We start from the raw sequence: 20,825 nt of genomic DNA on the forward strand, positions 1-20,825 counted from the left end.
CAACAGGAAGGAAGAGTACAATGAGTACAAATACAGCAGCAGGAAAGACCATTCATAATGATAAGGTGAAGAATCTGGTGATCACGGCATTCTTTACAGCAATTACATTTTTGGGAATCCAGTCTTTCAGGATTCCGCTTCCGGCAGCAGTCGGAACACCATTTCTTCATTTCGGACATATATTTGTCGTAATGGGATTGTTACTTCAGGGAGGAAAAAGAGGAGCCGTATCCGGAACGCTGGGACTTACCATCTTTGATATGTTAAATGGATATATGCAAGATGCGCCAAAGACGTTTGTTGAGACGGCGCTGAAGTGTCTGATCGTCGGAGCACTCTTTGTGATGCTGAAGAAAAAGACAGCCGGTGATAAAAAGAAAGAATACGGAGCAGCGATGATCTGTGCTGTGGTTTACGGATGCATCAACGTGATCATGGAATTTATTATGGGAACCATATCTATGATGATCATTGGAAGTGGATTCGCAGCGGCTGCGGTGGGAGCATTTACATCTCTTCCGGCTACGGTGATCAATGCAGTCTTTATGGTGATCGCAATTGCGGTTCTGTACCAGCCGGTGAAAAAGATCTATGTGCGCATGGCATAGAACAGGATAGTGGAAAAAATAATGAATGAACAAAAAGAGCGGATACTCCTTAAGTGGTGTATCCGCTCTTCTTCTGATATCAGAATCCGTTATTCTTATCCGAAATATCTCTTGAGAAGTCCTTCGAAAGCTCTTCCGTGACGGGCCTCATCTTTAGCCATCTCATGAACAGTGTCATGGATCGCATCCAGATCAGCAGCTTTTGCACGTTTTGCAAGATCGAACTTACCGGCTGTAGCTCCGTTCTCGGCATCTACACGCATCTCAAGGTTCTTCTTTGTGCTGTCTGTAACAACTTCGCCAAGAAGCTCTGCGAATTTAGCAGCGTGCTCAGCTTCTTCCCAGGCAGCTTTTTCGTAGTATAATCCTACTTCAGGATAACCTTCTCTGTGGGCAACTCTTGCCATTGCAAGATACATACCAACTTCTGAACATTCTCCTTCGAAGTTCGCTCTTAAATCAGCTAAGATATCTTCGCTGACACCTTTTGCAACACCTACAACGTGCTCTGCAGCCCATTCTCTTTCACCTGTCTGTTCTTTGAACTTATCAGCCGGTGCGTGGCAGATTGGACATTCAGCCGGTGCAGCCTCTCCTTCGTAAACATATCCGCATACTGTACATACAAATTTTTTCATAATGTTGTTCTCCTTTTCTTTGAAATGTTTTTTGATTTATTGAAATTAATATTAGTAATTGTTACTGATATTAATTTAGCACGATATCATTGTTTTGTCAATTAGTTTTTGATGAATTTTATTATTTATTCTCGTTTTTTTTCTTTATGCATTCGGCACAAAGACCATGGAAAAGTGTAGTGTGAGATTCGATGATTCCATCAAAACATGCGTTAGCATCTTCGTTGATCTTTTGAATATAAGAATCATCCATTTCCAGATCGAATACTTTTCCGCAATTCGTGCATACTACATGGTAATGAGGTTCGCAGCGCCCATCAAAACGATCGCCACCGGCAGGTGTCGGAATCCGGAGTGCTTCACCGATGTCGGCAAGCAGATTCAGGTTGCGGTAGACGGTTCCGAGGCTGATATTCGGAAATTCTTCTTTTATATGAAGATATACGGTATCAGCCGTAGGATGTGCGGTTGTGTGTAATAAATACTCTTTGATAGAGGCTCGCTGTTTACTGTATTTTAAAGCAGCCATAACATCCTCCTTTCGATAACGATAATAATTACTACGATTGATATCTTTAGTATAGTGCTGTTGATATCATTTGTCAATAAGGATAAATAAATGTAACAAAATGTAACAAAATAAAAGAAAAAGACGAATGGGAAACAGTGGGGTGACATATGATATGCTTGAAAATAAAAGAAATACTTGACAAAGCGTATGTGGATGATATAATAACAAACGTAACATATGTAACAATTCTGTAACAATTACAAAAGACGAGAAAACATAAAGGAGGGAGTTTATGGATTCGATTCTTAAAAAAGGAGTGCTCCTGGTTAGTCTAACCGGGATCATGACAGCATTTCCAATGGCGGTGCATGCTGCAGACATAGATGATACGCAGAATATACCGGCGGCGGGAAACACGCAGATACTGGAAGATTGTTACACATCAGATAAGACAATACCGGTAAATGATCATCTTGTACCGGAACAAAAGGGTGAGTATTCAGATATGGCATTCGCAAATGTACAATCGTTTCTTTATATAAGAAGTGAACCAACAACAGACAGCGAATGGGTTGGAAAACTATATCCGGATTATGCGGCAAAGATCACCGGTCCTGTGGGAGAATGGACGAAGGTTGAGTCGGGAAATGTGACCGGGTATGTGTATTCCAGATATATAACGGTAGGAAATGAGGCACAGAAGAAGGCAGAAGAGTTAGTGCAGAACAATGACACGGGAAATGCAGAAGATGCATTTACGTATGCCGAATCGAGAGAAGAAGAGGCGGCAAGACTTCAAAAGGAGCAGGAGGAGCAGAAGGCGCAGGCTGCGGGAAACGGGCAGGCAATTGTAGATTATGCGTGTCAGTTTATTGGAAATCCGTATGTATGGGGAGGTACGAGCCTCACAAACGGAGCGGATTGTTCCGGATTCGTACAGTCGGTATTTGCACATTTTGGAATCGCACTTCCGCGTACGACATGGGATATGGAGAATGTGGGAACGGCGGTAAGTTACGATCAGGCAGTTGCGGGAGACATTATCTTATATAATGGCCATGTAGGAATCTATATGGGAAATGGGCAGATCGTAAATGCGATCAACAGTGCAAAAGGAATCGGGATCCTGCCGGCAACCTATACGAATATTGTGACCGTAAGACGACTGATATAAGAAAAGAGACCGGAGGAATTCTGAAAAATTCCCCGGTTCTTTTTTTATCCACACTATCCACATGAATTGAAAGTTATCCACAATATACAAAATCCACAAAAATCGATATATTTCTGCAAAAAATAAAAAATACAAAAAAATTCATGAAAAAAGTTATCCACATCAAAAAATGCAAAAAATGTAGAAAAATGGGGATTTTCACAAAGTTATCCACGTTATCCACACCCAAATCGGGAAAAACGGGGGATTATTCGGGGATAGAAAAAGAACGCACGTTTTGTAGAGTTGTTATAAAAATGAAGAAATGTCGAAAAAAAGAGTTATCCATATTGACATTTGAGTAGTCAAATATTAAGAATAAATTTGCGGAAAATGTTTACACAATGGTAAAAAGCTACTATAATGGAAACACTGAAATAAAAAGGAGGCGATAAGATGGCACAGATTACAAAAGACATGACATTTGGTGAACTGCTTTCCAAATATTATTCTACATGTCCAAAGCTTGTTGACGATCTGATGGAAGCAGGAATGGGATGCATCGGATGCCCACATTCTCAGATGGAATCTATCGAAGAAGGCGCTATGGGACACGGAATTGATCCAGACCTCTTAGTTGCAAAACTGAATGCAACACTGGAAGCAAGCCAGGCATAATATAAAAATAACTATAAAAAAACTCTACAGGATTCCTGTAGAGTTTTTTTGCAGTTATTTGTAAAGAACTGCCGATAGCAGAGCTTTATGACAATTCCGGATCATAATTCCGGCTAAATATTGGCGAGCTGCTGAACCGCATCTCCGGAAAGAAATGTCTTGCAGTGTTCTTCCAGGAACGCGAAAGTTGCGCCGGACGCTCTTTCTAAAGCGCCGTATTCAGACAACATATTGCAGATCCGATTGAAATCTGCGGCGGAGTGATCGGACCGGGCAAGTGCCAGCAGATACATCTCCTCCTGTTCGTCCTTGTATAAAGTATTGGAACCGTGGTACATCGGAGCCAGAAGTCTGGCGGCTTTCAGTACATTCTCCATCACAGGGAAAGAAAAGAGCCGGATATTGTTACCGGAATCTTTTTTTTCTGTATCATCACCGGAAGCGGATGTGGTATCCGGGGCAGACTTTGCTGCCTGTGCTTCAAATGATTCCTGAACCTTTCCGAGCAGATCGAGTAAACCTTCTGCTCCTTCCAGCTTGCCCGGAGTATTCTTTTTCCTGGCATCAGCAATGGAAGAAGGTGCAAATTTTGAAAATCTGGTATCGAGTTCCTCAGGATCCTCGACTTTTGTAATTATCAGCACGATCGAATCGGCGGAAGGGATTGCCTCTATCATGAGAGGAATGTCTTCTGCTTCGAATCCGAATTCGAAGGCTGCCTGTTGCATCATATCGCGGAAAAGTGATTTTGCTTTTTCGGTTCCGTATGCCAGTTCACTGAGCTGTAACTGACGGTCAGCCAGATCGGCGCGTGTCAAAGTACAACGGATCTGGTTGTCACTGATTTTTTCAATCTTCATAATCATCACTTCCTTCTAAAATAGTATATCATAGAAAATGTTTGATGTTCAATAAATTTAGTATAAACAAAAAGGAATAATAAAATAAAAAAAGACTTGATTCTTCAAATTTTATCAGATATAATGACGCTACTGGAAGATAGTTTTCCCTGATAACTATGTTGTTAGAACCAATAAGGGAGAATTTTTTGAATTTTAATTTTGGGGACGGAACAGAACGCCGTACCAGGCATTTATATTTCAATTCCACGTTCCGGGTGGGATGGATCTATCAAAAGCAAATCAGATTACACAGCCGTTTCAGGCAGATATTTCACAGTATAATTTTGACATAATATGAAAAATATTTAATTGCCGGGGACTATTTCCAGTTGAAACATAATTTGTTGCTGCGTAAAAACAGCATTGTATCACGGGCATCTCCTTCGCTGCAGATATGCGCAACATTCATAGTTATCATCCGGTAAAAAGGAGGAAGGAACATGGGGGACAATGACGAATGGAAGAATATGTTCCAGGAACTGACAGGCTATGAAAAGAAAAATATAAGCCTCAGGATCAATGGAATACCAGCCAGCCCCATGCAGATTGTACAGGCACATACGATGTGTGAAAATCAGGCATATATGAGAGATTATGTGCTCAATGACAAAGGTGATGTAAAAGAGTTGTGGTTTCAGAATATAGCAATTTAATCAGGAAAAATATGTAAATACCCCGCAGATTAAGACGAAAGTTTTAAGGAAAATGTCGAAATATAATGACGTGTATCTTACGTTTTGTTATAATGTGACCTGTAGGAGGTGCAGCATGGAAGACAGAGGAAGAAGTAGCCGCACATATGAAAACCGAAGAACATATGGAAAATCACAGAGAAGAAGACCGTCAGACAATCATCCGCCAAAAAGACAGAGAACTCCGGCGGAGCGTGCGCGTATGCGGCGGAGAAGAAAAAGACAACGCATGATACGGTTTGTCCTGTTGATCATATTAATCATTGCAGCAATTGCAGGAATCATTTTGTGGAAACGTTACAGCCCATCAAAAGAACAATATGATATGAAGAAATATTATGGGATAGAAAAGGATGGACAGGTTGGTATCACGGTGGATAATAAAGTCGTGGAGGCAGAAGGAAAACTGGCAGGTGGAAAAGTATATGTTGCGTATAATATTGTAAGAGATTATATCAACAGCCGGTTCTACTGGGATCCGAATGAAAATGTTCTGTTGTATATGCTCCCGGAAGATATGATATCGGTAGATGTCGGCAGTAAGGATTACTCTATATCCAGAAAAAAGAAAAGCGAAGATTACGTTATTTTAAAAACAGAAGGAAACACAGCATATATTGCATTGGATTTTGTCCAGCAGTACACGAATATTGATTATGAAGTGTCAAATAATCCGGATCATGTTATGATCAGGACAAAATGGGGAAAAACGGATGTTGCAACTGTGAAAAAGAATACACAGGTGCGTTATCAGGGCGGAGTAAAGAGCCCGGTGCTGGCAGAACTTAAGAAAAAAGATGAAGTAACAGTCGTTGAGAGTGAACAGAACTGGAAAAAAGTACGCACAGCAGATGGTGTGATCGGATATGTAAAGAACAAAGCTCTGAAGAACGAAGAAAAGAAGAATATTACCAGAAAGTTTGAAGAGCAGGATTATTCCAATATCAGCAAAGATTACACGATCAATATGGCATGGCATAATGTGACGAACCAGGATGCGAACAATGCGGTGGCGCAGAGGATCGCCCAGACGAAAGGGCTTACGACACTGGCTCCGACATGGATCCATGTGGCAGATACGAACGGTAACATCAGCTCTATCGCATCGGCAGATTATGTGAGTTACGCACATAAGCAGAATGTGGAAGTGTGGATGACCGTCAGGGATTTTGACGGAGGCATCAGTTCGGAGAAGGAATCTTACGAACTGCTCAGCTATACATCCAGACGTGAGACATTGATCACGCAGCTGATTGCAGAGGCACTCCGTGTCGGCGTTGATGGTATCAATGTAGACTTCGAAAAGATTTCCGATAAGTGCGGAGAACATTATATTGAATTTATCCGTGAATTATCGGTAAAATGCAGACAGAACGGACTGGTGTTGTCGGTGGACAACTATGTTCCAAAGAGCTTTAACACACAGTATGACCGTAAAGAGCAGGGAATTGTAGCAGATTATGTAGTGATCATGGGATATGATGAGTATTATGCAGGTTCGCCTGAAGCAGGTCCGGTATCTTCTTACAATTATGTAAAAGAAGGAATCACAGAGACGTTAAAAGAGGTTCCGGCGGAGAAGGTTATCAGCGGTATTCCGTTCTTTACACGTCTGTGGAAAGAGACTCCGAAGACGGAAGAAGAACTGAAGAGTGATAAAGGAACGGATGCGGAACAGTATTCTGCAACCGTAGAGAGTGATGCATATGGTATGGATAATGCACAGGCCATCGTCAAACAGGCCGGAGTCGATACGACCTGGGATAAGAAGGCCGGACAGAACTATGCCACATGGGAAGCAGACGGATCCAAATATGAGATCTGGCTGGAAGACAGCAAATCAATCGAAGCAAAGCTCAAACTCATGAAGAAATATAAGCTTGCAGGTACAGCTGAGTGGTCTCTTGGACAGGAAAGTTCGGATATCTGGAATCTGATCCAGAAATATGTCAATTAATCAAACAGAATAACAGATAAAATATCTCTTGCAGTCATATAGTAGAATATATGAATTGCAGGAGGTATTTTTATTTGTGGAAAAAAATAGAATTTGCAATAGTATTGCTGCTGCTGGCGGTACTTATCATGATGAGTAATCATCTGGAGGAAATGGTATCAAGCGGAAGGGTTACAGGAAGGAATCCATGTATTGTCCTGGACAGCGGACACGGCGGAGAGGATCCAGGAAAGATTGGTGTGAATCAGGCAAAAGAAAAGGATGTAAATCTGAAAATTGCAAAAAAGACAAAAGAGAGACTGGAGAAAAAGGGATGGAAGGTCGTCATGACAAGAGAAAAGGATGTAATGCTTGGAGATCCGGCTGCAGGAAATAAAAAAATCCATGATATGAAAGCGAGAGTGGAACGGATCAATAAGACGATGCCGCAGGCTGCGGTCAGTATCCATCAGAACAGCTATCAGGATGCGCAGATCCACGGGGCGCAGGTCTTCTATTATTCGCATTCGGAAGAGGGAAAGCGAATGGCCGAAGTGATGCAGAAAGCGCTGCTGAAGGCAGATGAAGAGAATACTAGACAGGCAAAAGCGAATGATACCTATTATCTTCTGAAACGGACGGAAGTACCGACGATTATTGTGGAGTGCGGATTCTTAAGTAATCCGGAAGAAGCCGCAAAGCTGGTCAGTCCAAAGTATCAGGAGAAGCTTGCGGAAGCGATCGCAGAAGGAATCCTTGCTTGTATGGAAAACTAGAGTGTAGTATAATAACAATCATGAAAACAATATTAGAAAAAATTGATAAAAATCAAAATAATACAGATATTATAAGAGAAGCAGGACGGATCTTAAAAGAAGGAGGTCTGGTTGCATTTCCCACAGAGACCGTATATGGTCTGGGAGCAGATGCATTGAATGAAGATGCGGCCAAGAAGATATATGCCGCAAAAGGAAGACCGTCTGACAACCCTTTGATCATTCATATCACGAATATGAAAGCACTGGAAAAAATTGTTTCCGAAGTCCCGGAAAAGGCTGTAAAGGTTGCTGAAAAATACTGGCCGGGGCCGCTTACAATGATATTTAACAAAAGTGATATTGTGCCGTACGGAACCACCGGAGGGCTGGATACGGTAGCTGTCCGGATGCCGGTAGATGAGATCGCAAGAGAAGTAATCGATGCGGGCGGCGGATACATTGCGGCACCGAGCGCGAATACTTCCGGACGGCCGAGTCCGACAACCGCACAGCATGTAGCAGAGGATCTTACCGGAAGGGTAGACATGATCGTAGACGGCGGGGCAGTAGAGATCGGGGTAGAATCTACAATACTGGATATGACGGTAGAACCACCGATGATCTTAAGACCGGGAGCCATTACAAAAGAGATGTTCGAGGAAGTGATCGGAGAAGTCACGATCGACAGGACGCTGATCAGACCGGACAGCAAGCAGGTTCCGAAAGCACCGGGAATGAAGTATCGTCATTATGCACCGAAAGCGGATCTGACCATTATAGAAGGTCCACTGGAGAAGGTAACGGCAGAGATCAATAAGCGTGCAAAAGAAAAGTCCCGTGCGGGCTATAAAGTCGGCATTATCGGAACGGAAGAGACTGTGGCAGAATATAAGGCCGGTGACGTAAAATGCATCGGAACCAGAGCGGATGAATCAACCATCGCCGCAAATCTGTTCGGGATCTTAAGAGAGTTTGATGACGATCAGGTAGATTATATCTATAGTGAGTCGTTTGATACTGCAGGAATCGGAAGCGCAATTATGAACCGTCTTCTGAAAGCTGCAGGACATCATATAGAAAAATTGGTATAGAATCATTTCACAACAAGGAGGAGAAACATGTCAAAAGTACAGGTTATGGATCACCCGTTGATTCAGCACAAGATCAGCTACATCAGAAGCGAAGAGGTAGGGTCAAAAGAATTCAGAGAGATCGTTGGGGAGATCGCATCATTAATGTGTTATGAAGCAACAAGAGATCTGAAACTGGAGGATGTCAGGATAAAGACACCAATCTGCGAGATGGTGGGAAAACAATTAAGCGGTAAAAAGTTAGCAGTAGTGCCGATCTTAAGAGCCGGACTTGGAATGGTTGATGGAATGCTGAATATGATCCCGTCTGCTAAGGTCGGACATATCGGTCTTTACAGAGATCCGGAGACATATGAACCGGTAGAATACTACTGCAAACTTCCGTCAGACTGTGACGAAAGAGAAGTATTTGTCGTAGATCCGATGCTTGCAACAGGCGGGTCCTGTGTGGCAGCACTTCAGATGCTGAAAGATAAAGGTGTAAAACATATGCGTTTTATGTGTATCATTGCAGCTCCGGAAGGTGTAAAACGTCTGCAGGAAGCACATCCGGATGTAGATATCTATATCGGTGCACTCGATGATCATCTGAATGAGCATAAATATATTGTTCCGGGACTGGGAGATGCAGGAGACCGTATTTTTGGGACAAAATAGTGGCGAGGTGACGTATATGGGAGATAAAAGAACAGATTATATCAGCTGGGATGAGTATTTTATGGGCGTTGCAAAGCTTTCCGGAATGCGTTCCAAAGATCCGAATACACAGGTAGGATGCTGTATCGTCAGTCAGGATAACAAGATTCTGTCAATGGGATATAACGGACTTCCGACAGGGTGCTCGGATGATGTATTTCCATGGGCGCGGGAAGGAGACGATCCTTTAGAGACAAAATATGTATACACGGTTCACAGTGAGCTGAATGCGATCTTGAATTACCGTGGAGGAAGTCTGGAAGGGGCAAAGTTGTATGTCTCTCTGTTCCCGTGTAACGAATGTGCGAAAGCAATCATACAAAGCGGGATCAAAGAGGTTATCTATGACAGCAACAAGTATGAAGGTACAGCAGCTGTAATGGCTTCCATGAAGATGTTCGATTCTGCCGGCGTGAATTATCATAAATACCATCGGACAGAACGGGAAATCAAGATTTCGTTATAAAATAAAAAGCAGATCAGAGATCATGAGACAGGTTTGAAAAAAGAAAAAGTTTTCAAGCCTGTTTTTTTAGATGCTTTTTGATAATTATGAAAGGTATAAGACAGATACAGATCATCATATAATAAAAAAACAGAGTAATAAAAAAGAGAAAAATATGAAAAAAAAGGGAACAAAAATCATTGTAAATTTTCTGATTCGTGGAATTATTGGGTTCGCGATCATATTTTTTGTAAACGAATTTCTTGACGGACAGGGAATTTCTGCCTGTGTCGGGATGAATCCGATCACTTTTTTGACATCCGGATCCTTTGGATTTCCTGGGGTTGCTCTACTTTACGGTATAACTTTTTATCAAATTATGTAAACATTGCACAAAGATTGAAAACTTTTAAAAAGGGCATAGACAAATACAAATCATCCAGTATATAATCAGCCTACAAGTTACGAAGTAGCTTGCATCTGATTTGTAGTTCTAATTGTTAGATTCAAAAAATTCAAGAAGTATTCAATGCCGTATCGGCAAACGTTTCAGATTTTGTGTAAACGTGTTGAAGGAGGGATAGTATGTGGTAAGCAGAAATCTGGTGATTTGTGACCAGGAAGTGAGATACGCTGCGGCCCTTGCGGAAGTTTTTATGAAAGCGAAGGAGTTGGCACTTGGCGTACAGGTATGTAACAGTGTTGAGCAGACCGTAAAACTGCAGGAGGAATCACCGGTTGATATCCTGTTGATTGGAAGCAGTTATCCGGTAGAAGACAGGAAGAAGATAAAGGCCGGGAATGTGTTCGTTCTGGCACAGTCGGAAAATGCAGCACATGAGACAAATGAGAAACTTATCAATAAGTACCAGTCCGGAGAGGCCATTATGGGAGCGGTGATCGAACAGTGTACGCAGTCCGGGGAACCGGAAAGATTTTTCCTTAGGACAGCGAAAAAGCAGAATGTCAGGATCATCGGAATCTTTTCCCCGGTGCACCGGAGTAAGAAGACCGGGTATGCATTAAAGCTGGGAAAAGAACTGGCAAGGACGTACAATGTATTGTACCTGAATCTTGAAGTATATGGAGGGATCGGGGGACATTTTCCGGATGCCGGACAGACGGTAGCGGATGCACTTTATTATTCCAGACAGGAGAAGAAACACTTAAGAGCAGCTCTGGCAGGTATGGTAAAACATATGGGACCGCTTGACTATCTTCTGCCTATGCGGATGTCGGAAGATCTGAAGGCAGTGGAGATCGAAGAGTGGACAGGGTTTGTGGAACAGATTGCAGAACAGAGCATATATGAAGTCCTGATACTGGATATCGATGAAGGGATCCGTGGAGTATATGAGCTCTTGAGGATGTGTACGGAGATACATGTGGCAGTCATAAAAGAGGAGGTGGCGCAGGCAAAATTATTCCAGTTTGAAGAAGAATTACATCTGATGGGTTATGACGATGTAAAGCAGAAGATGGTAAAGAAAGAGCTGGAAGGATGAGGAAAATGATAGAAGCAGAGCAGCTCCATGCAAGGATATTATCCAGACTGGATATGACAAGGGACATGGAGGACGAAGAACTGACAGAGTTGATCTATGAAGTACTTCAGGAAGCTTCGCAGGAAGAATATCTGCCGTTGGATCAGAAAACAATGCTTGGAAAGGAACTTTTCAATGCATTCCGGAAACTGGATCTGCTGCAGGAATTTCTGGAAGACGAACAGATCACAGAGATCATGATCAACGGGACGCAGAATATATTTATTGAAAAAGCAGGAAGGATCATCCAGTCAGACAAAAGATTCTTATCCAGAGATAAACTGGAGGATGTGATCCAGCAGATCGTGGCAGGATCCAACAGACTGGTAAATGAGGCATCGCCGATTGCAGATGCCAGACTGGCAGACGGATCGAGAGTCAATGTCGTACTTCCGCCGGTCGCATTAAATGGGCCGATCGTTACAATTCGAAAATTTGCAAAAGAAGCAATTACAATGAAAAAACTGATGGAATGGCAGTCAATCAATTCAGAAGTATCGGGTTTTCTGGCTTTATTAGTAGCCGCCGGATACAATATATTCATCAGTGGTGGAACCGGATCCGGGAAAACCACTTTCTTGAATGCACTATCGCAATATATACCCAAAAATGAACGTATCATAACGATCGAAGACAACGCAGAACTTCAGATTCAAAATGTAAAGAATCTGGTAAGACTGGAAGCAAGAAATGCTAATGTAGAAGGAACAGGAGAAGTTACCATCAGGGATCTGATCAAGTCGGCACTTCGTATGCGACCGGACAGGATCATCGTGGGGGAAGTGCGCTCGGCGGAAGCAATTGATATGCTTCAGGCACTTATATGTACTATATAATAATTATATATATAACGTATATAAGGATGGAAAATATAGATTAGAGGGAGAGACATAGGAACGATATGAACATTAAGTATAGGTTATTGTGTAAAAGGTTAATAGAGGAAAGGAAGAGAGTAGGTGTCATTCAATATTATAATGTACTGTTCATAATGGAGTTAGTGTCAGATAAAGACATATGGTCTTTAGAACAGTGGGTGAATGGTATAAATAACATATATATGAAAGATATACATAATTGGTGTAGAATACATTTTGTTAAATATCACACTGTATTTGTTTACAGGAAAGAGTATCCGGTAAAAGCAAATATTTGGAATGGGTATTCATATATAAGGTGGCGGATGGAGCGGATGATGAATTTGGGATAAGATAAAATAGTGATTCTCTTATACGTTTGCCTATAAGTGCATAATTTATTTCCATGTCCTCACCTCCTTTCCATCACAACTTGACTTTTTTGTGTTGTAGATAGGAAAAATGGTGAGCTATACAACAGCAATTGGTTGTATAAAGAGAAGTATATCATATGTATATAGCAAAAAGAAGATTGTCGATTGATGGGAGAAAAAGGCGATAAGTTGTAATTGAACAACAGCGAAAAAAGGGTTATCACTTATGTATTAAAAATTATGTTTGGGAGGAAAATACATGGCAGATAAAGAGGAAATCAAAACACTGGAGGAATTAGAGGAAAAAGGAAGAATACTGCGGGAGTACAAAGAAAAATTCCGGCAGATGTGCCAAGAAAATAAAATGATAAAGGGTTCGACAGTGCTGAAACTATATGATAAAATTGAAGAAATACAAAGAGAATATGAGCATTTAGATAATAAGCTGACATTAATGGAATACAACTTTATATAGTTCTATTTTTTTTGTTTTAATACTACTGTTTCCCTTAGTAAATACTTGTAAGATACATCTCTAATATTTTTGCGGATTTCTAGTTACAATTAAGGTAACTACTATCGGAAAGAGGTGTATTTACTTGCGCACAGAGGATTATATTGCGGACAATATTATAGCTTTATGTAAAAAACGTGATATGAGTAAATATCGGCTGTCACAATTGACTGGTATATCTCAATCTTCGATTGGAAAAATTATTGCTAAAGAAAGTTTACCAACTATGCCTACTGTAGAAAAGATATGTGATGCACTGGGAGTAACAATGGCACAATTCTTTGCCGGAATGGATGTTCCAGTAAGCTTATCAGAATCACAACAAGAGGTTCTGAATATTTGGAATAATCTTGATGAAAAAGAACAGAATGTAGTGATACAAATGCTCCGGGGACTTCAAAAATAAAGGAAACAGTTGTAACGAAAATGTTGACTGTTTCTTTTTTTATGGAGTTGGGAGATTATGGTGATTGAAAAGAAATATTATGATATTGCACAGCGTGAATTGGAAGAAATGCAAAGAGAAATTAATGAAGAAAAAGCGCAAATGTCAGAAGAAGAGATACTAGAAGATAAAAAATGGCATGATGAACAATTGGAAACAATTATTAAAAAGGCAGAAGCTCATATGCGTCGTTTTAAGAAAGTTCCAGATTCTCAAAAAGTAGTGAAATTCACTTTTTTACAAAAAGATGCATTGGAAATTGCACGAAATATGCAGATGAATATAAAAACTGAGCGTAAAGAAGATGATTTATGGGGGACGATAGAAATGTCATTTAATAATATGTGGTTTTTAGATTCGGCTCCTAGTGAATGGAAAGATATTTGGAATAACTTGATGAAGGAAGCTCAGAGAGTGTATATAGAAGCAAAAGATAACATGATCATGTATCAATATTATTATGATTTGGCGGTAGAAGTTCCTTGTGTGCAGACACAATACAAATAATGATATATGAATGCTGTTCTGTAATAATTTTATGATATACTGTGGATATGATATGTAAAAATAGTCGGAGAAAGATTTGTGAATGCACGATTATTTAGGAGGAAAAAAGCATGACAGATGCAGAACAAAGAGAGGCTGCCCGTCAATTTGTAAACCGATGGATGGGAAAAGGGAAAGAAGATGAAGATGGACGTTCTTATTGGATTGATTTATTGACGAACGTTTTGGGAATGGATAATGTGACAGAACGTTTGAACTTTGAAAAGAAAGTTGTAATTGATGGAAATACAAAACGTATTGATGTATATATTCCTGAAACACGAGTAATTATTGAACAGAAGAGTCTTGGAAAAGCATTGGATCAGAAAATCAGGAATTCAGGAGATGTTGATCTTACTCCATTTGAACAGGCAGACAGATATAATGGAAAGCTGACTTTTGATGAAAGAGCTCGGTGGATTGTTACGTCAAATTTTGCGGAAATTTGGATTTATGATATGAACCAGAAACAGCCAGAACCGACAAAGATTGCTTTAGATGAATTACAAAGCAAATATCCATTGTTGGATTTCTTGGTAAAAAAAGAAGTAAAGACAATATCGCATGAAATGGAAGTATCAATAAAAGCAGGAGATATTGTTGGGCTTATTTATGATGCGTTTTTAAAACAATATCGTATACCGGATATTAAAGAAAAAGATGAAACGTCCGAACAGAAAGAAAAAAGAGAGCATAAATTAAAGAGCCTGAATGCTTTATGTGTACGGATTGTCTTTTGCTTATATGCTGAAGATGCTGGAATTTTGGGTAAGAGAAATATGTTTCATGATTATTTGGAAACATATGAAGTAAGGGATTGTCGAAGAGCATTAATAGAATTATTTAAAGTATTGGATACGCCGATATCAGATCGGGACGAGTATTTGGAGGAAGATCTTGCTCAGTTTCCATATGTAAATGGCGGGTTATTTGCTGATGAAACTATTGAGATACCACCTTTTACAGAGGAAATTAAAGAATTACTTCTTACAAAAGCGTCAGAAGATTTTGATTGGAGTGATATTTCTCCAACTATATTTGGAGCCGTATTTGAATCTACATTAAATCCTGAGACCAGACGTTCTGGAGGAATGCATTATACATCTATCGAAAATATTCATAAAGTCATTGATCCACTTTTTTTGGAGGACTTACAGGAAGAGTTTAATGCAATAAAACAAATTCAGGTAAAGCGGACTAAAGATAAAAAGCTGGATGAATTTCAGAATAAATTAGCAACTCTTACATTCCTAGATCCGGCATGTGGTTCTGGAAATTTCCTCACAGAAACTTATTTATCACTTCGACGTTTGGAGAATGAAGTGATACGTGAAAGAGTTGGCGGACAAATGACTTTAGTAGAAGCTCATAACCCAATTAAAGTCTCAATACAGCAATTTTACGGAATAGAAATTAATGATTTTGCAGTAACCGTTGCAAAGACAGCACTATGGATTGCAGAATCTCAGATGTTAGAAGAAACAAAAAGTATTGTTTATGGATTTAATGATGATTTTCTTCCTTTGAAAACATATGTAAATATTACAGAAGGAAATGCTTTAAGATTGGATTGGAATGAGGTCATTCCAGCAACAGGTCTATCTTATATTATGGGAAATCCACCTTTTGTTGGTGCTAGGTGGATGAATAAAGAACAGAAAAAGGATATGGAACTGGTATTTCATGGAATAAAGGATTTTGGAAACTTGGATTTTGTAACAGCTTGGTATAAAAAGGCAAGTGATTACATTCAGAACAGAGATATATTTACTGCATTTGTTTCAACCAATACTATTACACAAGGTGAACAGCCTGCAATATTTTGGAAGCCATTATTTGAAATGGGGATACATATCAATTTTGCTTATAGAACGTTCCGTTGGGATAGTGAGGCGAATTTAAAAGCACATGTTCATTGTGTAATTGTAGGATTTAGCCATGCTAAAAGTAATAAAAGAAAAGTCATTTATGATACGAATGGGGATATGAAAATTGCTGAAAATATTAATGCGTACTTAATTGATTCAGACGATATTTTTGTTGGTAGTAGAAAACACCCTATTTGTAGTGTACCGGAAATAGGAATTGGAAATAAACCAATAGATGGGGGATACTATTTATTTGATAAAGAAGAAATGGAGGAGTTTATAAAACAGGAGCCGAAATCTCAAAAGTATTTTCACCCATGGTATGGAGCAAGAGAATTTATTAATCGTACTCCAAGATATTGTTTATATTTGGGAAACTGTTCACCAAAAGAACTAAGAGAATTGCCAGAATGTATGAAAAGAGTGGAGGCTGTTAGAGAGTATCGACTTCAAAGCACAAGTGCAGGTACACGAAAAATTGCAGATACACCAACAAGGTTTCATGTATCCAATTTCCCTAAAGGGAGCTATATAGTAATACCACAGGTATCTTCTGAACGAAGAAGGTATATACCAATGGGATACATGGATGAAAGTGTGCTATGTAGTGATAAAGTTAGAATAATGCCAATGGGAACATTGTATCATTTTGGTGTACTTGAATCTAATGTACATATGGCGTGGATGAGAGCTATATGTGGAAGATTAAAGAGTGATTATAGTTACACAGTAAATCATGTGTATAATAATTTCCCTTGGCCAGAATTACAGGAAAAACAAAAAGAAAGAATAGAACAATCGGCACAAGGAATATTGGATGCAAGAGCATTATATCCAGATAGCAGTCTTGCAGATTTGTATGATCCTTTAACGATGCCAGTGGAATTAAGAAAAGCACATATTGCAAATGATAAGGCAGTTATGGCAGCTTATGGTTTTGGCATAAAAATGACAGAAGAAGAGTGTGTTGCAGAATTGATGAAACTATATCAAAAAATGCAAGGATAAGTAAGAGGAGTAGCGAAGAAAGATGGATGCACATAAAGCGTTAATTACCAATATTTTTAATAATTCGACATTGGTGGAAGTCCCTTTTTTTCAGAGATCGTATGTGTGGAAAGAAGATCTCTGGGGGCGACTTCTTGAAGATATGGAGTTTGTAGTAAAGACAAAAAAACCACATTTTTTGGGCTCTATTATTTTAAAAGAAGGTCGCAAACCTAGGCAAGGAGAAAATTTTGCAGATTGTAGAACTATAGTTGATGGTCAGCAGAGATTAACAACTTTTTTGATTTTTATGAAAGTGCTTTGCTTAAAATTAGGACAGACTGCACTGTTTGACTGCCAATTTAGAATCATGGGTCAAATGATTGCGCTTAGGCATGGAAGGAATGATATACAGGCTTTTGAAAAAGTAATGACATTAAGCAAAGCGGAAATAATCGACAATCCAGAGCCGGCGTCCAGAATAATAGGAGCATTTAATTATTTTGTGGAACATATTGACGAAAGTAAGTTGGACATTATGACAATATTTGTAAATACGCAATTTGTTCGTATTGATTTGGATGCGGATGAAGACGAACAGCAGATTTTTGATACAATTAATTCTTTGGGCGTGAATCTTACTACATCTGAGTTATTAAAAAATTATTTTTTCAATCGAGAGACTGTTGGCGAATATGAAAGAAAATGGGCAGATGTATTTGAAAAAGATGATGAGACTAAAGTATATTGGGATAGGGAAATTGAGACAGGACGAATAAAGAGAGCAATTATTGACATATTCTTTGATTCCTATTTTCAATTATTTATTCAGGATAAGCAGTACAATATTTCTAATGAAGACAAACTTATGTATTCCAGGGTAGACAGGCTTGCTCAGTCTTATCAGCATTTCATTAATAAGTATTGTGGTGGCAATAAAAATATTGTGCTAGATCAGATGAAAGAATATGCGGAGTGTTTCAGAAATAATTTGAAGCCAAATCAATGTGGAATGAGTATACCGAAGGAAGAAGGTATTGAACGTATAAATGTTGTGATTTTTGGATTAAAAAATACGACGATGATACCATATATTTTATATATTGCAAAAAACGTGCAGGACAAAAACGAGCTAAATAAAATGTATGGAATTTTGGAAAGTTATATAATGAGAAGAGTTGTGGTACATGCATCTACTAAAAGTTACAATAATTTATTTACTTCATTGATTTTGAATAAAGTGCTGGATTCGCAGACTTTAACTTTACGTTTAAAAGGAATTGGTGATGCAACTACATATTGTCCAGATGATAATGAAATGAAAATTGGCTTTGAAACATCAAAACTGGTTAATCTGCAATCAAAAGGAATTATTTATTTGTTAGAAAGTAAAATTCGTTCAGACAATAGTTCTACAGCATTGCTTGGATTTAATAATTACAGTTTGGAACATTTAATGCCAAAGAAATGGAGAAATAATTGGGGAGCTTGCGCGACAGAAGATGATGCAAAAAAAAGAGATTCTCTATTACTGACATTGGGGAATTTGGCGATTATTCCACAAGCTTTAAATGCATCTATACGTGATGCTGCATGGAATGTAAAAAAGGCAGGAAAGGGACAAAATAAACCAGGTTTACTTTTGTGTGCGAGCGGACTTTATACATTACATGACGTACTTCAAAAAAATGATTGGAACGAACATGAAATAGAAAATCGTGCAGAATGGCTCTTAGCTAATGCACAGAATATTTGGAAAATATAGAATATTCCAAATCCATAAAAGCTGAATGAAAACCAATATGGGAATTTTACAGGTGGTACAAAATTTGTAAAATTCTCATATTGGTTTTTTGGTAATCTGTAAAAATTATAAATTTGGATATCAAGTAAGGTTTCGGATTTTTGATTTTTATGTATTTTTCAATTTTGGATATGGCTCCGAAATTGGCAATTTTGCGGAAGTGTATCCACACTTCCTGTCCTTGCTGTTTTTATAATCACACAGTGATTTCACAGGGATATAGGGATATTTAGCCTATTTTATATCCCTGTGTTGTGACCGGAAAAATTCGGGGAACCAAGTGTATATTTATGCTGAATGTGAGGAACTGGGGAGCACAATCCTCAGCAAGATTCCTACGTCCGGAAAATACTATATTGCTAAAATAGCGATATGGTATTACCGGGGTGGATCTTGCTCTAGTGTGTACTGAGACCTCGGCATAAATAGAAAAATGGGTTTGGGGAATCCCCAGCAAGATGAAAACCTGATGAGAGAATATTGTGATGAAAGACAATATTGTTAAACACAGGTGGATCTTGCTCTGGGGTAAGAAAGAAGTATCTTTATATTATCAAAATGATATTTGGAGTTTATGTTGTTGGAAAGTCGTAAGCAGGAAGATAACTTCAAGTTGTTGGTGCAAATATAATGAATAGAAGTGTCCAGTACATTTTTGGTGATGGGTATTTTGGTGGAATCCATTTTTATTTATTTTTGAATAATATAATTTTGAATCTGCAGCCGATTCTGCCTGCCGGACAATGTTTTTAGATATCTGTAAACGTCACGGACTGGAACTTGATGAAGAACCATCGTATGATGGAAGAAAGTATTTGGAAACACGATAGAAGCAAACGCTGTACTTATCGTCTTGTCTGGCAGGGAAGATTATTAGGCATTAACCAGAGAGATATCGGCAGAGAAAACAGAAGTGATAGACAATGATATTTGTTAGATATGCTTCTTGTCGTTGGCTGCATCATATTAAAACGCTTTTTACGTTAAAAAAGTGCTGTGATCACAAGGCTTTTTGCAAGCAAAAATGAAAAGGCTATATATAGGTAGCCTGTGAAACTGGAAGTGCCCATTTTGGGCCTGATTTAAAGAATAATGTTCTGACAGAGACCAATGGAATGACTCTCTGCTGGGGCTCCAAAAGAAAGGAAAAATGATTATGGAAAAAATGATGAATACAAAAACAGAGGGTAACACATTTACAAAGAAAATCGGGCAGACAGTCTATGTTGACTATACTGCACAGTTTCCATGGGAAGCAAAAGAAGAATTTCCATTACTTTTTAATTCAATTTATAGAAACTACAAGACTGTCGAAGTAATTGCCAATAGCATTGGAGCGTATTTTGCTATCAATGCCTTATCAAATCAGCAAATAGAGAAAGCATATTTTATTTCGCCCGTTGTAGATATGGAAAGGCTTATTGCTGATATGATGATTTGGGCAAATGTTACAGAGGATGAACTCAAAGAGAAAAAAGAAATTCAGACAACCTTTGGAGAGACTCTTTCATGGGATTATCTTTGCTATGCAAGAGAAAATCCTATTATATGGGAAATCCCAACGCACATTTTGTATGGTGAAAAAGATAATCTTACCGCTTATGGAACGATATTTGAATTTGTACAGAGGACTAATTCAACACTTTCTATTATGAAAAATAGAGAGCATTGGTTTCATACGGATGAACAAATGAAATTTCTTGATGAATGGATAATAAAATCTTCCAAATAAATTCAAGTTTGGAGAATTGAGAAAATCGGAAGTTGCTGTGTCAACT

Annotated in this window: 20 protein-coding genes and 1 pseudogene; 18 read left to right on the top strand and 3 right to left on the bottom strand. The window is 39.0% G+C overall.

What is annotated here, in order from left to right; translation table 11 throughout:
• Window positions 1–20: 20 nt before the first annotated feature.
• Window positions 21–608, top strand: coding sequence for an ECF transporter S component (locus tag OCV72_RS08935; RefSeq protein WP_055283306.1), 588 nt, complete (start codon window positions 21–23; stop codon window positions 606–608).
• 95 nt (window positions 609–703) lie between these two features.
• Here the strand turns inward: OCV72_RS08935 and OCV72_RS08940 are convergent, their stop codons facing one another.
• On the bottom strand, window positions 704–1,246 hold the full coding sequence (locus OCV72_RS08940) for an NADH peroxidase (RefSeq protein ID WP_055283308.1): 543 nt from the start codon (window positions 1,244–1,246) through the stop codon (window positions 704–706).
• A gap of 121 nt (window positions 1,247–1,367) precedes the next feature.
• A complete protein-coding gene (locus OCV72_RS08945; RefSeq protein ID WP_055283309.1) occupies window positions 1,368–1,775 on the bottom strand; it encodes a Fur family transcriptional regulator in 408 nt (135 codons plus the stop codon).
• Window positions 1,776–2,049: 274 nt separating this feature from the next.
• On the opposite strand from OCV72_RS08945, the gene OCV72_RS08950 reads away from it, so the two are divergent.
• Together OCV72_RS08950 and OCV72_RS08955 are read left to right on the top strand one after the other, a co-directional pair.
• The gene (locus tag OCV72_RS08950) at window positions 2,050–2,931 is read left to right on the top strand and encodes a C40 family peptidase (protein WP_055283311.1); all 882 of its coding nucleotides are present in this window, start codon (window positions 2,050–2,052) and stop codon (window positions 2,929–2,931) included.
• A 435-nt stretch (window positions 2,932–3,366) separates the two neighbouring features.
• The gene (locus OCV72_RS08955) at window positions 3,367–3,588 is read left to right on the top strand and encodes a DUF1858 domain-containing protein (RefSeq protein WP_006427234.1); all 222 of its coding nucleotides are present in this window, start codon (window positions 3,367–3,369) and stop codon (window positions 3,586–3,588) included.
• A 113-nt stretch (window positions 3,589–3,701) separates the two neighbouring features.
• On the opposite strand, the gene OCV72_RS08960 is transcribed toward OCV72_RS08955, so the two are convergent.
• Window positions 3,702–4,448 carry an adaptor protein MecA gene (locus OCV72_RS08960; RefSeq protein ID WP_055283313.1) on the bottom strand — a complete coding sequence of 249 codons (747 nt, stop codon included), beginning with the start codon at window positions 4,446–4,448 and terminating at the stop codon, window positions 3,702–3,704.
• A gap of 482 nt (window positions 4,449–4,930) precedes the next feature.
• Here OCV72_RS08960 and OCV72_RS08965 point away from each other — a divergent pair, with 482 nt between their 5' ends.
• The 15 genes and pseudogenes from OCV72_RS08965 to OCV72_RS09035 all read left to right on the top strand — a co-directional run bounded on the left by OCV72_RS08965 (window position 4,931) and on the right by OCV72_RS09035 (window position 20,779).
• Window positions 4,931–5,143 carry a hypothetical protein gene (locus OCV72_RS08965; protein WP_028086551.1) on the top strand — a complete coding sequence of 71 codons (213 nt, stop codon included), beginning with the start codon at window positions 4,931–4,933 and terminating at the stop codon, window positions 5,141–5,143.
• Between the two features lie 115 nt (window positions 5,144–5,258).
• Complete coding sequence (locus OCV72_RS08970) at window positions 5,259–7,139, top strand: glycosyl hydrolase family 18 protein (protein WP_330376577.1); 1,881 nt, start codon at window positions 5,259–5,261, stop codon at window positions 7,137–7,139.
• Between the two features lie 74 nt (window positions 7,140–7,213).
• Complete coding sequence (locus OCV72_RS08975) at window positions 7,214–7,894, top strand: N-acetylmuramoyl-L-alanine amidase (protein WP_055283316.1); 681 nt, start codon at window positions 7,214–7,216, stop codon at window positions 7,892–7,894.
• A gap of 20 nt (window positions 7,895–7,914) precedes the next feature.
• The gene (locus OCV72_RS08980) at window positions 7,915–8,967 is read left to right on the top strand and encodes an L-threonylcarbamoyladenylate synthase (RefSeq protein ID WP_055283318.1); all 1,053 of its coding nucleotides are present in this window, start codon (window positions 7,915–7,917) and stop codon (window positions 8,965–8,967) included.
• Between the two features lie 27 nt (window positions 8,968–8,994).
• Complete coding sequence (gene upp / locus OCV72_RS08985) at window positions 8,995–9,624, top strand: uracil phosphoribosyltransferase (RefSeq protein ID WP_028086547.1); 630 nt, start codon at window positions 8,995–8,997, stop codon at window positions 9,622–9,624.
• Between the two features lie 16 nt (window positions 9,625–9,640).
• A complete protein-coding gene (locus tag OCV72_RS08990; protein WP_055283376.1) occupies window positions 9,641–10,129 on the top strand; it encodes a deoxycytidylate deaminase in 489 nt (162 codons plus the stop codon).
• Between the two features lie 154 nt (window positions 10,130–10,283).
• Complete coding sequence (locus OCV72_RS16805; protein ID WP_028086545.1) at window positions 10,284–10,493, top strand: pro-sigmaK processing inhibitor BofA family protein; 210 nt, start codon at window positions 10,284–10,286, stop codon at window positions 10,491–10,493.
• Window positions 10,494–10,695: 202 nt separating this feature from the next.
• Window positions 10,696–11,613, top strand: a complete 918-nt coding sequence (locus OCV72_RS09000; RefSeq protein WP_055283321.1) for a P-loop NTPase family protein — start codon at window positions 10,696–10,698, stop codon at window positions 11,611–11,613.
• Between the two features lie 5 nt (window positions 11,614–11,618).
• Window positions 11,619–12,473: pseudogene (locus OCV72_RS09005) on the top strand (CpaF family protein); the annotation flags it as partial.
• Between the two features lie 669 nt (window positions 12,474–13,142).
• The gene (locus tag OCV72_RS09010; protein WP_015525605.1) at window positions 13,143–13,358 is read left to right on the top strand and encodes a hypothetical protein; all 216 of its coding nucleotides are present in this window, start codon (window positions 13,143–13,145) and stop codon (window positions 13,356–13,358) included.
• A 124-nt stretch (window positions 13,359–13,482) separates the two neighbouring features.
• Window positions 13,483–13,803 (top strand): helix-turn-helix domain-containing protein, encoded by a 321-nt coding sequence (locus OCV72_RS09015; protein ID WP_013976760.1) that lies wholly within the window; start codon window positions 13,483–13,485, stop codon window positions 13,801–13,803.
• Window positions 13,804–13,860: 57 nt separating this feature from the next.
• Complete coding sequence (locus OCV72_RS09020; RefSeq protein ID WP_055150161.1) at window positions 13,861–14,349, top strand: hypothetical protein; 489 nt, start codon at window positions 13,861–13,863, stop codon at window positions 14,347–14,349.
• Window positions 14,350–14,459: 110 nt separating this feature from the next.
• Window positions 14,460–17,264, top strand: a complete 2,805-nt coding sequence (locus OCV72_RS09025) for a DNA methyltransferase (protein WP_055150158.1) — start codon at window positions 14,460–14,462, stop codon at window positions 17,262–17,264.
• 22 nt (window positions 17,265–17,286) lie between these two features.
• Window positions 17,287–19,008, top strand: a complete 1,722-nt coding sequence (locus tag OCV72_RS09030; protein WP_055150156.1) for a DUF262 domain-containing protein — start codon at window positions 17,287–17,289, stop codon at window positions 19,006–19,008.
• A 1,204-nt stretch (window positions 19,009–20,212) separates the two neighbouring features.
• Window positions 20,213–20,779 carry a hypothetical protein gene (locus tag OCV72_RS09035; RefSeq protein ID WP_055283378.1) on the top strand — a complete coding sequence of 189 codons (567 nt, stop codon included), beginning with the start codon at window positions 20,213–20,215 and terminating at the stop codon, window positions 20,777–20,779.
• The last annotated feature ends 46 nt before the right edge of the window (window positions 20,780–20,825 follow it).

It is taken from the genome of Dorea amylophila (genome assembly GCF_025567265.1).
GTDB classification, from domain to species: domain Bacteria; phylum Bacillota; class Clostridia; order Lachnospirales; family Lachnospiraceae; genus Dorea_A; species Dorea_A amylophila.